Genomic DNA, 13119 nt, shown 5'->3' on the forward strand with positions numbered 1-13119 from the left:
GTTATTAGCCCGGCATCCCTCGCTTAACGCGGAAGGGGATGTCGGGTTTTTGAAATTGGGGCTCCAACATGGAGCCCTTTTTCGTAGTTTCGCGTTGCCCCAGTCGATCATATATTTTTGAAAAAAATCAGATTCCGGAGAGACCCCATGGCTCCAAAAAATAAAAACTCGAAATCGCTTCCCCCTACAACTTTGACCGGTGCAGAAATGGTGTTGCGCGCGCTGAAAGAGCAGGGCGTTGATACCATATTTGGTTATCCTGGTGGTGCAGTTCTTCCAATTTATGATGCGATTTATAATCAAAATGCTGTTGAGCATGTCTTAGTACGTCATGAGCAAGGGGCAGGCCATGCAGCGGAAGGATATGCGCGCTCAACGGGTAAATGTGGTGTTGCGCTTGTAACGTCTGGACCAGGTGCAACCAATATGGTGACGCCGATTGCTGATGCAATGCTGGATTCCATTCCAATGGTTGTTCTAACTGGACAAGTTCCAACCCACCTTATCGGGACAGATGCTTTCCAAGAGTGTGATACGGTTGGTGTGACGCGGGCATGTTGTAAACACAATTACCTTGTTAAAGACGTAAATGATCTCGCGCGTATTATGCATGAGGCATTTTATGTTGCGACTAGCGGGCGTCCGGGCCCCGTTGTTATTGATATTCCTAAGGATGTTCAGTTTGCTTCAGGTGAATATTGCGGGCCGGAAGCTGTAGAACACCGTACATATCAGCCGCGTACGGAGCCTAAAGAAAAGCGTATCGAACAAGCTTTAGAGCTGATGAAAACCGCATCTAAGCCGATTTTCTACACTGGTGGCGGTGTTATCAATTCGGGGCCAAAAGCTTCTAAAGTGTTGCGTGAATTAGTGGCAGAAACAGGTTTTCCTATCACTTCTACATTGATGGGGCTTGGTGCGTATCCGGGTGAAGACGAAAAATTCCTTGGTATGCTGGGAATGCACGGATCTTATGAAGCTAATAATGCGATGCATGATTGTGATGTGATGATTTGTGTCGGTGCGCGCTTTGATGACCGTGTAACGGGGCGTTTGGATGCGTTTTCTCCAAATTCTAAAAAAATCCATATTGATATAGACCCATCATCCATAAACAAGGTTGTGCGTGTTGACGTGCCTGTTGTTGGTGATTGTGAAAGAGCATTGAGCGCTTTGCTTGAAGGTTGGCGAGAGAATAAGAAAAGAACGCCATCTCTAAAAGCGTGGTGGAGCCAGATTAATGAATGGAAAGCGCGCCAGTCTTTTTCCTATCCAAAATCGGATGAAGTGATTAAACCGCAATACGCAATTGAGCGGTTATATGAACTAACAAAAGAGCGTGACGACGTTTATATCACGACTGAAGTTGGTCAGCATCAAATGTGGGCTGCGCAACATTTTAAATTTGCAGAACCAAATCACTGGATGACCTCTGGTGGGCTTGGGACTATGGGGTATGGGTTGCCGGCGGCAGTCGGTGTTCAAAAAGCACATCCCGGTGCGCTTGTGGTTGATATCGCTGGTGAAGCTTCTATCCAGATGTGTATGCAGGAGTTTTCTACTGCCATTCAGCACAAATTGCCGGTTAAAATATTTATTCTAAATAATGAATGGATGGGCATGGTTCGTCAGTGGCAGCAATTATTGCATGGTGAACGATACTCTAGTTCTTATTCTGAAACATTACCGGATTTCGTGAAGTTGGCGGAAGCTCTTGGTGGGCATGGAATAAAGTGTAGCGATCCAACAATGCTTGATGATGCACTTCTTGAAATGATCAACCATGACGGGCCTGTGATTTTTGATTGTATGGTTGAAAAAGCAGAAAATTGTTTGCCAATGATCCCGTCGGGTGCTGCACACAATGAGATGATCCTGTCTGATATTACAGGTGATGAAATTGATGAAGCTGGTAAGCAGCTTGTTTAAGGCATGGCTGAAGGAGTTACGAACATGACTGATGCAGAAATTGAAGCCATGCAAGATGCGATGGAACCTGCTTCCGCATATGATCTTCACCATGGTGAAGATATTATCGAGAAGCGGACACTTGCTATCATTGTTGATAACGAACCTGGAGTTCTGGCAAGGGTTGTCGGGCTGTTTTCCGCACGTGGATATAACATTGAAAGTCTCACTGTTGCCGAAGTTGATTTTAAATCCCACACGTCTCGCATAACGATTGTGAGTAATGGGACTAATCACACACTTGAGCAGATTGAAGCACAATTGTTACGCCTTGTGCCTGTGGCTCGTGTGATTGATATCACGAATTCAAAGTCTGGAATTGAACGTGAGCTTGCGCTGTTAAAAGTTGCAGGTAAAGGCGAGAAACGTGTGGAAGCTTTACGGATAAGCGAAATTTTCCGTTGCAATGTTGTTGATACGACAAATGAAAGCTTCGTTTTTGAAGTGACTGGAACGTCTGCCAAAATTGATCAGATGGTCGAACTTATGCTTCCGCTTGGTTTGGTTGAAGTCTCAAGAACGGGTGTATTATCGCTTCAGCGCGGCCCTCATGCGGGAGCTGGTCGGTAGATTATGTCGTCCGGTAAGAAAATTTACGACATGCTAGAACATTTAACGGTTCCTGAAACGGAAGCGAATGTGGATGCATTGCTAAATGGATTGCCGGATGCGACTTCACCTCAGGTGATTTCGTTTGTGAATGCACACGCTGTAAATTTGATGGTGAAAGATGAGGGCTTGTTCAAAGCGCTGATCGGATCGGATATTTTATTGCGAGATGGTTCAGGCATGAAGATTTTAATGAAATGGCTAAACCAAAATCCGGGTGCAAACCTGAATGGTACAGATCTAATACCACGCATTATTGAGAAATTTGATGGTATGAAGGTCGCTGTATTTGGAACTCAGGAGCCTTGGTTGTCTAAAGGCTGTGATGTCATTGAAACGCGTGGTGGAACAATCGTATCGCGTTTGAATGGTTTCCAAGATGAAGCAGCTTATATTGAAGCGATTGAGACCTCTAAACCCGACCTTGTGATTCTTGCTATGGGAATGCCCAAGCAAGAAATGACTTCTATGGCTTTGCGGGCAGCAGCGAGCTGGCCGACGACAATAGTAAATGGTGGAGCTATTATTGATTTCCTTGCTGAACGCGTTAACCGCGCACCAGAAACTTGGCGAAAGCTGGGTATGGAATGGCTCTACCGTCTCATTCAAGAACCTAAACGACTATTCGGCCGATACGTGGTTGGAAATGTCATTTTTCTCACGCGTGGTTTGATATTATGTGTGACCCAAGCTAATCCCAAAATAACTTAAATTATAGAATTGACCCTAAGGAGCCTTTCCGATGAAAGTATATTACGAAAACGATGCAGACCTAGCTTTAATCCAGTCCAAGAAAGTGGCTGTCATTGGGTATGGTTCACAAGGACACGCACATGTTTTGAACATGCGCGAGAGCGGCGTTAAAGAGCTTGTTGTTGGTTTGCAAGCAACGTCTCAGTCTAAGCCTAAAGCTGAAGCTGAAGGTCTCAAAGTGATGACACCTGCTGAAGCCACACAGTGGGCTGATGTTGTGATGATTCTTGTTCCAGATGAAAAGCAAGCTGTACTTTGGGCGAATGAAATCGAACCACATGTTCGTAAAGGCCAGCACATCATGTTTGGTCATGGTTTTAACATTCACTACAACTTGATCGTTCCACCAAAAGATGTGGATGTGTCTTTGTCAGCGCCTAAAGGTCCGGGGCACACGCTACGTGGTCAGTTCTCACAAGGTTTTGGTCTCCCAGGTCTTATTGCGATCCACCAAGATGCAACAGGAACAGCACAGCAAGTTGCGCTTAGTTACTCAAAAGCGATTGGTAACACGCGCGCTGGTGTGATCGAGACTTCATTCAAAGAAGAAACAGAAACAGACCTATTTGGTGAGCAAGCTGTTCTATGTGGTGGTGTTGTTGAACTTATTAAAGCTGGTTATGAAACACTTGTTGAAGCTGGCTACGCGCCTGAAATGGCATATTTTGAGTGTCTTCACGAAACAAAACTTATCGTCGACCTGATCTATGAAGGCGGTATCGCCAACATGAACTACTCAATCTCTAACACAGCTGAGTATGGTGAGTACGTTTCTGGTCCGCGCGTGGTGACTTCTGAAACAAAGAAAGCCATGAAAGCTGTGCTTGAAGATATCCAAAACGGTAAATTTGCACGTGATTGGGTTCTTGAAAACCAAGCTGGTGCGCCAAGCTTTAAATCAATGCGCGCTCGCATGAATGACCACAACATTGAAGAAGTTGGTGAAAAGCTTCGCGGCATGATGCATTGGTCTAAATCTAACCAATTGGTAGATAAATCTAAGAACTAAATGTTCAGGTGCGAAATAAAAGAAACCCCGCTTCACAAAGAGGCGGGGTTTTTTCATTTTAAAAGCGGTAGCTTAGCCCAGCTTGCACTACTGGGTAGAATTTAAAATCTTCAGCATCTTCTTCAATTTTTAAGCGTTCTTTTTCAAGTTCCGCTAAAAATGTTGGATCTGTAGAGAATAGTCCATCTCGTGATTCCAGTGTTACGTCTGCTTCACCAGTAAATAGGCTACCAACTAATAACTTCACACCCCAAGGTCCATCATTCTGAAAAGTTGAGTCGTAGCCCAATCCCAAAAATGGTGTTGGGTTTGTTAGCTCTGCTTTGAGGTCAAGAACACCTGCTTGCGCGGGTGTGAAAACCTGATCACCAATAGAAATGTTTTCGTTGGAGCGTGCTTCAAGGTCTATAAGTTTGTCGCCAAAATGCGCACCAGCGCTGAGAATGAAGCTATTTTTAAACGGACGAAGATCTATATAGGCACCTAGACCAGACATATCTAAATCGCCTTCGTAAGTTATACCTGAATAGGTTTCGTCTACATCGACAGTGAAATAATTATAACCGCCTCGAACATCAAAATAGTCATTCAGCTGAACTTTGATCTCTGCATTTCCTCCAAGAGTCCCCAGTCCACCTGATACGGCCCAATTGGTCTCGGCATTCGCAGAGAGCGGAAGAATGGTTGCCAGAGTAACTCCTGCCATGAGGCAAGTTGTGGATTTTAACATTGTAAGTGGTCCAATTGAAGAAAGAAGGATGCGTTATTGCGCGGAGGCTTCTTAATTTTTAGCGATGTTTTGTTAATTGGCCCTTTAATTTTTCAACGTTATCGGAATTACGCATGTATTTGCTATCTGAGATCGTTATGAGAATAATTCGCATTTAACTTGACGACTGCCGCGGCGTGATAGATATTGAGAATAATTCTTAATTTCAAATGTTGGGAAAGAAAATGGCTCAAACTCAAAATAATTCTATTCGTTGCCTTCCTTTCGAAACACAGGAAAACCTTCTCAATTGGCTGAAGACGCAGGACCTCATTCTTCAGCGTTGGCGTGACGAAGTGTTGACCAGTCCAGAGGCTGATGTTCGTTTTGTAGAACGATTGGAAGCGCATAGATCTTGGCTTCAATGGGAAATGAAACAGCTGATTCCTGTCTGATTAGCTGGCAGGTTGACTTTTCCCGCCTGAGGTCCTGATTGTGGCTTCTAAAGAGGTTTTAGGGCAAGGAATGCCTCGTGCTAATCCCATAAGATATGCCCGCCTTACTTCGCCTCGGTTAAATTTTGCCGGTTTGAAAATACCTTTGTCTTCATCAACTGCAGCAAGATCTAATTTAGCGTTTAAGGAATCTATTTCTTCAAATATTGCTGCACACCGCTCTTGGTTCGCGCTTATATTTGAAGGCATGTCAGCTGCTGTCGGTCCATAAAGAGAGGGAACGGAATGCGGTAAGATTGCCGTGTTTGTGGTTGCGCATCCTGTTATCAATGTCATTGAAGTCAAAACAGCAATGAATGCTGAACTGTGAATTTTTAAGCCCATAATATACACCCCTGTCTAAGTCACCAATCTGCATGTTTTTCATGTTCATTTTGGCGGCACTAATAAGAGGCTTACATTTTTGTAATGACAGAGCAAGCAGGAGTTTTTAGGAAATAGTTAAAATCTGTAAGAAATACCCGCGTTGAAGACTGGCGTAATCTTGAATTGAGAGAGCTCTTCGGTAAGAGCCAATTGGTCGGATCCAAGATTCTCGAGATTTATGAGGGAATCTGAATAGAGTCGTTCACTCGTTGCGATCGTAAACTCTGGGTTTTGGGAAAACATTGCCCCGACCATGATGTTAAATCCCCATGATTTACGCGTTGAATCAGACGTGTTTATACCAATACCAGTGTAAGCAGCTGAGTCTCCAATGCGCCCTTGAAGATCTTGAATGTCAAATTGATTGTCTGAAACAAGATGTCCGTTTATCCGAATAGGCGCAGTTATGTTTTTCGCACCACCAATAGCTTTTTCACCTATATATAAAGAACTTGAAAAAATTATTTTGTTTTCAAAAGGGTGAAGGCTGCCAGCTAGGCTTGCTTTGTTATTTTGTTTCTTTGCTGGTTTGGTGTGAAGCGTGCGTTTTAAGTGGAATACGGTGTCACTGTGCGCAACATAATCTAATAATTGTTCCTTTTTTATCGCAGCAAGTTTCGCGAGTCCTGATTGAAGCTTTAAATTCGGCAGTAATTTATCGGCCTCTTCTGCCTTTGCGGGTAGCGAGACGAAGGCAGTTGAAAATGCTGTGATAGCAAGAGCTAATTTTTTCATCGCTTTATATCCAAGATCTAGCGAAGTTTTGAGTCATTTTATGTTTATTTCCGTTCACTTGCATATGAATGGGTGTGTTGAAGCTCAAAACTTCCTACATACAACTTGAATTTGATTTTGCATAAGTGAATTGAAAACATGGTTAATAAAGAACCGCCAATTGATCCCAATGAGATAAGTTCTGATGAAGGTGTTAAAGAGCCTGTGTTCAATGCACCTATTAGTATGGTTCTTTTAAGTGCTTTGCTGGTCGTGTGTTATCTCGTTTATTCACTGCAAGGTGAAGAGACAAAATTTGCTATCTTAGTCGATTATGCATTGTTTCCTGACCGGTATTTTGCAGAAGCCGGAAGTTTTAAAGCATATGCTAATTGGTATGATGGTCCTCTGACTTTTCTGACACATGGACTCTTGCATGCCGATTGGGCGCATGTGGGGATGAATGCGGTGTTTGCGCTTGCGTTTGGGACAGGGGTTGTCCGAGCATTAGGTGTCTGGCGGACCTTGATTATTTATGTGGCGTCACAAATTGGTGGTGCTCTATTTTATCTTTATTTTGGACAAATAATGGGCGGGGATACTTCTATTGCCGTGGGCGCATCGGGAGCAGTTTCTGGTTTGACTGGCGCAGTGTTCTTATTGATGGCCAAGGGACAAATGCTTTCGCAGCAATTTGGTGTTTTAAGCGGTGTTTTCTTGTTAGGTAATGTGATGCTTGCTGTTGTTGGTCCTACATTGTTGGGGAGTGTAATTGCATGGGAAGCGCATGTGGGTGGATATATTGTTGGTGCTTTATCTGCTGCGATTATGTTGAGATATGTTGCTGAATCGTAATGGAAATGCATCTAATATGGACGCAAAGAGCCGTGATCTTGCCTCAATTTCAAATCATATAAGGTGAATAATAATGTATTTGAATCAAAAACCTCAAAATGTTTCTAGCAAGGTGTTTTTGAGAGCAGGAGTTAAAATGGTGAAATCGCTTACAACATTTGGTGCAATCGCAGCATCATTGACGCTTGCCATGTCTGCTGCACTTGCTGCTCCCAATGAAACCGAAGGCAAACGCATTATTGCTATCGAGCCTGGGGCTTGGGAATGGACGCATGAGACAATGATTGGCCCTGCACCCATAACAAGCACGGAGACTCAATGTGTAACTCCCGATGAAGCGACAGTATCTTTAAACGATATTGTTGAAGATCTGTCGGGTTATTGTGCAATGGCTGACGTAACGACGACGGAAAAAGGCTATGCTTTCAAGCTCAATTGTGACGGGGATGTTAAAGGTATTGCGAATGGAGAGTTAAGCGCTTCACGTAGAGCTATTTCCTTGAATGCAAGTGGAGCGGCTTCTTTTTATGGGATGATGGCTCCCTTCACAATTCAGGCCGATGCCAAATATGTTGGTGCTTGTGAGTAAGGTAATCACAACGTCATTGTTTGTGTGATAAAAATACGCGTAAATTGCATTCGAAACGAGTTAGATTGCTTATAACTTCGATAGGTGTTGGATTGAGACTTGACGTATGCGTGTGCTGACGGCAAAGGGCGCGAATGGGATCAGTACTTAAATTTTTGAACCGTATGGATAAATCCGCTTGGCGTGCCGTAGGTGTATCGGCAGCGCTATTTGTTGTTGTGGCTGCGATTCTGGTTTTTGGCAAACTTGTATTGATGAATGGTGAGAGCGGTGAGGGCATTTTGTCTAAAGTCGAGCTCTTGCTGGTTTCTTTAAAAGATCATCCATTGGGTTTGCCTGCACTTATCTTGTTATTCTGCACAATGGCATTTATCGGTGCGCCGCAATTTGGATTGATAGCTGTTGCGGTTGTTGCATTCGGTCCGGTGCTGGGTTTTGTATATGCTTGGATTGCAGCAATGTGCTCTATGGCAATGACATTTTGGGTCGGCCGGTTTATGGGAGTGGAAACTGTCCGTAAATATGGTGGTGATACCGTAAATCGGATATCTCGATTTGTTGGGAAGAATGACTTTCTTGCGTCCATGATTGTGCGTAATGTGCCGACTGCTCCTTTTATCATTGTGAATATGGCATTTGGCGTGAGCCATGCGAAATTCTGGCGCTTTTGGGCTGGTGCTGGAATCGGTGTTATTCCCAAAACAGCTCTCGTTGCTTTTGGCGGCGGTGCTGTAATGGCGGCAATAAAGGGGAATCCATGGTTGGCACTTCTAGCAGTGCTTGGTTCCTTGTTAATATGGGCTCCGTTGATGCTTTTTGCGCGAAGACGCGTAACCGAGCAAGATGATGTCTCAGTTTAATGAGTATATAGATAAATACGCCAATTTTTTCTAAATTCCTGCAAATATTTTGAGATATTTTTGCGTTAAAATTGATTTGAGTTGAATTTATTTTCGTTGAATATCATTAGATTTGTTGACTTGGCACTTTGCTCATACATATATCCATCCCATGAAAAATTCTCTTCTATCCTTACTGCGTCTTGCAGGGCTGTCACTGATTAGCCCCTGGATGCGTTTGACTTTTAGCTGGTAGCAACCGGCGCGTGTTCAGGGGTGCTGATAGAATTTCAAATATTCCGCGCCAATACAGAAATCTGAGCGAATGATATGACAGAGAAAAATAACCAAATCCGTATTTTCGACACGACGTTGCGTGACGGTGAGCAATCACCGGGTGCGTCTATGACTTTGAATGAAAAGCTAGAGCTTGCCGAATTGCTAGAAAGCATGGGCGTAGATATTATCGAGGCTGGCTTTCCTGCTGCGTCGTCCGGTGATTTTGAATGCGTCAGCGAAGTAGCCCGTCGATCTTCTTCAATAATTGTTGCTGGTCTTTCTCGCGCTGTGCCTCGTGATGTTGAAAGATGTGGTGAGGCTGTACGCAAGGCAGAGCGACCCCGTATTCACACCTTTATTTCCACAAGCCCAGTGCACATGAAGCATAAGCTGAAAATGGGTGAAAATGCTGTGCTAGAGGCTGTTGGCCGATCTGTCGCACAGGCACGTGGCTATGTTGAGGATGTTGAATGGTCGCCAGAAGATGCGACACGCACGGATTTTGATTTTTTGTGTCGCTGTTGTGATCTAGCGATTGCATCAGGTGCAACAACAATCAATATTCCTGATACTGTCGGGTATTCACACCCTCAGGAATATCAGGAATTGTTTGAGCGTTTGATCGCGAATGTTGCTAATTCAGATAAAGCAATCTGGTCCACACATTGTCACAATGATCTCGGGTTGGCAGTTGCCAATTCTTTAGCTGGTGTTGCTGGTGGTGCGCGTCAAATTGAATGTACAATTAATGGTCTTGGCGAAAGAGCGGGGAATGCCGCGCTTGAAGAGATTGTTATGGCAATGCGTGTGCGTAAAGATGCGTTTGCTTACGAAACAAATATTGATGCTACAAAATTGTCTCGTGCCTCTAAACGTGTGTCCCAGATTACTGGTTTTCCTGTTCAGTTTAATAAGGCGATTGTCGGGAAGAATGCCTTTGCGCATGAAAGCGGTATCCACCAAGACGGGATGCTGAAGAATAATCAAACCTATGAAATCATGAATCCGGAAGATGTGGGTGTATCGGCTACGTCTTTGGTTTTAGGTAAGTTGTCTGGTCGCAATGCTTTTAGAGATAAGCTAGAAAATCTAGGTTATGTTTTAGATGATGAGGCGATGAATGATGCTTTTCGGCGCTTCAAGGATTTGGCTGACAAGAAAAAAGATGTTTTTGATGAAGACATCATGGCATTGGTAGATGATCAATTGTCGGGGACGGACGAACTTATATCACTTCATGCCTTGAAAGTTGTTGCTGGTACTGAGGGACCGCAAATCGCAGAGATTGAGCTTGAAACTGAGGGTGAAATCAAATCTGCGCGCGCGGAAGGCAATGGGCCTGTTGATGCTGTTTTTAATGCCATTCGTGCAATTATTCCACACGACGCTGTGTTGGAATTGTTTCAAATTCATGCAGTGACCGAAGGAACGGATGCGCAAGCAACAGTGTCAGTTAGATTAAGCGAAGATGGGTTGGTCGCAACTGGAAAATCTTCAGATCCAGACACACTCGTCTCGGCTGCCAAAGCTTATATTCATGCTTTTAACAAGCTTGAAATACGCCGTAGTAAAAGCTCAGATTCAAATATCTAAACGTTTATTAGAATTGATGTGAATTTTCTAAAGAGCAATGCTTTGAAGCATTGCTCTTTTTTATTTCGCGATAGAAAGGTCAAGAAAAAAACAAATTCTGGGAATAGGTGGAACCATAAGGTCAGTTCAGCGTTTAACACAATGAATATGCAATTTGAGCCTTTGGGCGGGTGACGTAATTTAAGTTACCTATTTGGGAGTCTACTATGAAAAATATTATTGCTTTGGCGGCATTGAGCACCACAATTTTGGTGGCAGGCTGTCAAACAACAGATCCCTATTCGCGGGAAACAAAAACCTCGAATACTGCAAAAGGCGCAGCTATTGGTGCCTTGGGTGGGGCTGTTTTGGGCGCATTAACAAATACGTCTAGTGGTGAGCAGGCTGCCAAAAATGCTATGATCGGTGCAGGTATCGGTGCAATCGCTGGGGGTGCTAGCGGACGCTATATGGACCAGCAAGAAAAGAAATTGCGTGAGCGCTTAGATGAAACGGGTGTAGGTGTTACGCGTGTCGGTGATACAATTCAGCTGGTAATGCCGGGTGATATCACTTTTGCAACAGGCCGCGCGGAAATTAACAATCAGTTTGATTATGTCCTCCAAGATGTTGGATTGGTATTGCAAGAGTTTGATAAGACTGTTGTCTTTATTGATGGTCACACGGACACTGTGGGATCTTATCAGAAAAACGATGAACTATCTCAAGCGCGCGCGAACAATGTTGCTGCTCGCTTAATGCAAGAAGGCATTTTAGGTGGTCGATTGGTTGTTACAGGCTATGGTGAGAGCCGCCTTAAAGTTCCAACTGGCGATGGGGTCAACGAACCATTAAACCGCCGGGTAGAGATCCGCTTGGAACCATACACAAATTAAATTAAGCTATATATTTTGAATTAATGGCACCGTCGTCCAAACTGTGGAGAGCGGTGTCATTTTTGTGTTTAGAGTGATTTTTCTTCTACATCGAGGTTTTGGGTTTTTCTTATTGCTGGAAATAATAGTGCCCAAGACGCAGCTACCCCGATTGTGGCAAATCCACCTATGACAACTGCTGAGACAGCACCAAAGGCGTGTGCCATTGTGCCGGCTCTAAACTCACCGAGTTCGTTGGAGGCACCTAAGAATATCGAATTTACTGCGTTGACACGACTACGCATCTCATCGGGTGTCCACAATTGCAGCAATGTTTCCCTGATATAAACGGACACCATATCAAACGCCCCGATGAACATGAGGGCTGGTATAGCAACCCAAGCACTTGTGGAGAATCCGAACACGATAGTTGATGCACCAAATAGAGCAACGCAAGCAAATAAGATAAGGCCCACATGGCTTCGAATGTGAAAAGATGTAATGATTCCCACCATGATTAATGCGCCTATGCCTGGAGCCGCGCGCAAAAGCCCTAATCCTGCTGGACCTAATTGCAAAATATCTGATGCATAAACGGGGAGGAGGGCAACTGCGCCTCCCAATAGTACCGCAAATAAATCTAGTGAAATTGCGCCTAAGATTACTTTTTCTTTCCAGATAAAAGTGAAACCTCCAACGACGGTTGCAAAGGATGTGGCTCCGATGGATTTGCGTTGTTTAGGTTTAGGAATGGTAAAGACTAAAAGTGTTGATGCTATGAGGAAAAGTGATGCAGCGGAGTAAGCTGTTTCTGCGGAAATGCCATACAACAAGCCTCCAATCACTGGACCGACAATTGTAGCTGATTGCCAAGAAGATGAGTTCCAAGCCACGGCGTTTGCGAAATCTTCTTTGGGAACGACATTCACGGCTAGGGCTGAAACAGCTGGGGAAGCAAACGCCCGTCCAATTCCGAAGATTGTAAGGATGATAAGGACTGGTATCGGAGATATCTGGTTGAACATTGCTAAGGCTAATATCGCAACTGCACACAATGCTTCCACAGCGTATGAGATACCCATGATGAGGCGACGCCCATACTTATCAGCTGATAGGCCAGTTACAAACACTAATAATAAAGCAGGCAAGAATTGAACGAGACCTATCCATCCCAGCCAGATTGGTTCTTTGGTGAGATCATATATTTGCCAACCTACGGAAACAGATAAAATTTGAACAGCGAATGTTGTTAAAAATCTAGCGATAAAGTAGCGGACATAAGAATTGTGTTGGAAGGCTGCAAAGCGCTTTTGAGACATGTCTGAGATTCCTGCAATAGCTTACGCCAATTCGTTCTCATATTTGAGAAATGTCTAGAATGGAACTTATAACTATTATCATTCTGATGTTTGAAAATTGAACAAATGCATTGCTGAAAGTTGGTAAGATGAGCTGGTAATTGCGAAA

Annotated in this window: 14 protein-coding genes; 10 read left to right on the forward strand and 4 right to left on the reverse strand. The window is 43.9% G+C overall.

The genetic code is table 11. The features are described from left to right. The first annotated feature begins 147 nt into the window (after window positions 1-147). The 4 genes from HBAL_RS02335 to ilvC are packed head-to-tail and all read left to right on the forward strand — an operon-like array spanning window position 148 to window position 4339. Window positions 148-1929 carry an acetolactate synthase 3 large subunit gene (locus HBAL_RS02335; RefSeq protein WP_015826319.1) on the forward strand — a complete coding sequence of 594 codons (1782 nt, stop codon included), beginning with the start codon at window positions 148-150 and terminating at the stop codon, window positions 1927-1929. A 24-nt stretch (window positions 1930-1953) separates the two neighbouring features. Further along, window positions 1954-2538 (forward strand): acetolactate synthase small subunit, encoded by a 585-nt coding sequence (ilvN, locus tag HBAL_RS02340; RefSeq protein ID WP_015826320.1) that lies wholly within the window; start codon window positions 1954-1956, stop codon window positions 2536-2538. A 3-nt stretch (window positions 2539-2541) separates the two neighbouring features. Further along, window positions 2542-3288: a WecB/TagA/CpsF family glycosyltransferase gene (locus HBAL_RS02345; RefSeq protein WP_015826321.1), complete on the forward strand. Its 747-nt coding sequence runs from the start codon at window positions 2542-2544 to the stop codon at window positions 3286-3288. Between the two features lie 31 nt (window positions 3289-3319). Continuing rightward, window positions 3320-4339: a ketol-acid reductoisomerase gene (gene ilvC, locus HBAL_RS02350; RefSeq protein ID WP_015826322.1), complete on the forward strand. Its 1020-nt coding sequence runs from the start codon at window positions 3320-3322 to the stop codon at window positions 4337-4339. Between the two features lie 58 nt (window positions 4340-4397). Here ilvC and HBAL_RS02355 read toward each other — a convergent pair whose 3' ends face one another. Then, window positions 4398-5069 (reverse strand): hypothetical protein, encoded by a 672-nt coding sequence (locus HBAL_RS02355; RefSeq protein WP_015826323.1) that lies wholly within the window; start codon window positions 5067-5069, stop codon window positions 4398-4400. 224 nt (window positions 5070-5293) lie between these two features. On the opposite strand from HBAL_RS02355, the gene HBAL_RS02360 reads away from it, so the two are divergent. Continuing rightward, window positions 5294-5503 (forward strand): hypothetical protein, encoded by a 210-nt coding sequence (locus HBAL_RS02360; protein ID WP_015826324.1) that lies wholly within the window; start codon window positions 5294-5296, stop codon window positions 5501-5503. Here the strand turns inward: HBAL_RS02360 and HBAL_RS02365 are convergent, their stop codons facing one another. Then, on the reverse strand, window positions 5504-5887 hold the full coding sequence (locus tag HBAL_RS02365; protein ID WP_015826325.1) for a hypothetical protein: 384 nt from the start codon (window positions 5885-5887) through the stop codon (window positions 5504-5506). 117 nt (window positions 5888-6004) lie between these two features. After that, the gene (locus HBAL_RS02370) at window positions 6005-6664 is read right to left on the reverse strand and encodes a hypothetical protein (RefSeq protein WP_015826326.1); all 660 of its coding nucleotides are present in this window, start codon (window positions 6662-6664) and stop codon (window positions 6005-6007) included. A 138-nt stretch (window positions 6665-6802) separates the two neighbouring features. On the opposite strand from HBAL_RS02370, the gene HBAL_RS02375 reads away from it, so the two are divergent. From HBAL_RS02375 to HBAL_RS02395, 5 genes are all read left to right on the forward strand, one after another. Continuing rightward, the gene (locus HBAL_RS02375) at window positions 6803-7498 is read left to right on the forward strand and encodes a rhomboid family intramembrane serine protease (protein WP_015826327.1); all 696 of its coding nucleotides are present in this window, start codon (window positions 6803-6805) and stop codon (window positions 7496-7498) included. 136 nt (window positions 7499-7634) lie between these two features. Further along, on the forward strand, window positions 7635-8087 hold the full coding sequence (locus HBAL_RS02380; RefSeq protein ID WP_015826328.1) for a DUF3617 domain-containing protein: 453 nt from the start codon (window positions 7635-7637) through the stop codon (window positions 8085-8087). 134 nt (window positions 8088-8221) lie between these two features. Continuing rightward, the gene (locus tag HBAL_RS02385) at window positions 8222-8947 is read left to right on the forward strand and encodes a TVP38/TMEM64 family protein (protein WP_015826329.1); all 726 of its coding nucleotides are present in this window, start codon (window positions 8222-8224) and stop codon (window positions 8945-8947) included. Window positions 8948-9256: 309 nt separating this feature from the next. Continuing rightward, complete coding sequence (locus HBAL_RS02390) at window positions 9257-10798, forward strand: 2-isopropylmalate synthase (protein WP_015826330.1); 1542 nt, start codon at window positions 9257-9259, stop codon at window positions 10796-10798. Window positions 10799-11004: 206 nt separating this feature from the next. After that, entirely contained in the window at window positions 11005-11673 is a 669-nt protein-coding gene (locus HBAL_RS02395) for an OmpA family protein (protein WP_015826331.1), read from the forward strand. Window positions 11674-11741: 68 nt separating this feature from the next. On the opposite strand, the gene HBAL_RS02400 is transcribed toward HBAL_RS02395, so the two are convergent. Continuing rightward, the gene (locus HBAL_RS02400; protein ID WP_015826332.1) at window positions 11742-12971 is read right to left on the reverse strand and encodes an MFS transporter; all 1230 of its coding nucleotides are present in this window, start codon (window positions 12969-12971) and stop codon (window positions 11742-11744) included. Between the last annotated feature and the right edge of the window lie 148 nt (window positions 12972-13119).

This window comes from Hirschia baltica ATCC 49814, from assembly GCF_000023785.1.
Lineage (GTDB): Bacteria > Pseudomonadota > Alphaproteobacteria > Caulobacterales > Hyphomonadaceae > Hirschia > Hirschia baltica.

Bases quoted from the DNA above. Each gene is read 5' to 3' on its own strand.
- HBAL_RS02335 (WP_015826319.1), top strand. From the start codon at position 148: ATGGCTCCAAAAAATAAAAACTCGAAATCGCTTCCCCCTACAACTTTG.
- ilvN (WP_015826320.1), top strand. From the start codon at position 1,954: ATGACTGATGCAGAAATTGAAGCCATGCAAGATGCGATGGAACCTGCT.
- HBAL_RS02345 (WP_015826321.1), top strand. From the start codon at position 2,542: ATGTCGTCCGGTAAGAAAATTTACGACATGCTAGAACATTTAACGGTT.
- ilvC (WP_015826322.1), top strand. From the start codon at position 3,320: ATGAAAGTATATTACGAAAACGATGCAGACCTAGCTTTAATCCAGTCC.
- HBAL_RS02355 (WP_015826323.1), bottom strand. From the start codon at position 5,069: ATGTTAAAATCCACAACTTGCCTCATGGCAGGAGTTACTCTGGCAACC.
- HBAL_RS02360 (WP_015826324.1), top strand. From the start codon at position 5,294: ATGGCTCAAACTCAAAATAATTCTATTCGTTGCCTTCCTTTCGAAACA.
- HBAL_RS02365 (WP_015826325.1), bottom strand. From the start codon at position 5,887: ATGGGCTTAAAAATTCACAGTTCAGCATTCATTGCTGTTTTGACTTCA.
- HBAL_RS02370 (WP_015826326.1), bottom strand. From the start codon at position 6,664: ATGAAAAAATTAGCTCTTGCTATCACAGCATTTTCAACTGCCTTCGTC.
- HBAL_RS02375 (WP_015826327.1), top strand. From the start codon at position 6,803: ATGGTTAATAAAGAACCGCCAATTGATCCCAATGAGATAAGTTCTGAT.
- HBAL_RS02380 (WP_015826328.1), top strand. From the start codon at position 7,635: ATGGTGAAATCGCTTACAACATTTGGTGCAATCGCAGCATCATTGACG.
- HBAL_RS02385 (WP_015826329.1), top strand. From the start codon at position 8,222: ATGGGATCAGTACTTAAATTTTTGAACCGTATGGATAAATCCGCTTGG.
- HBAL_RS02390 (WP_015826330.1), top strand. From the start codon at position 9,257: ATGACAGAGAAAAATAACCAAATCCGTATTTTCGACACGACGTTGCGT.
- HBAL_RS02395 (WP_015826331.1), top strand. From the start codon at position 11,005: ATGAAAAATATTATTGCTTTGGCGGCATTGAGCACCACAATTTTGGTG.
- HBAL_RS02400 (WP_015826332.1), bottom strand. From the start codon at position 12,971: ATGTCTCAAAAGCGCTTTGCAGCCTTCCAACACAATTCTTATGTCCGC.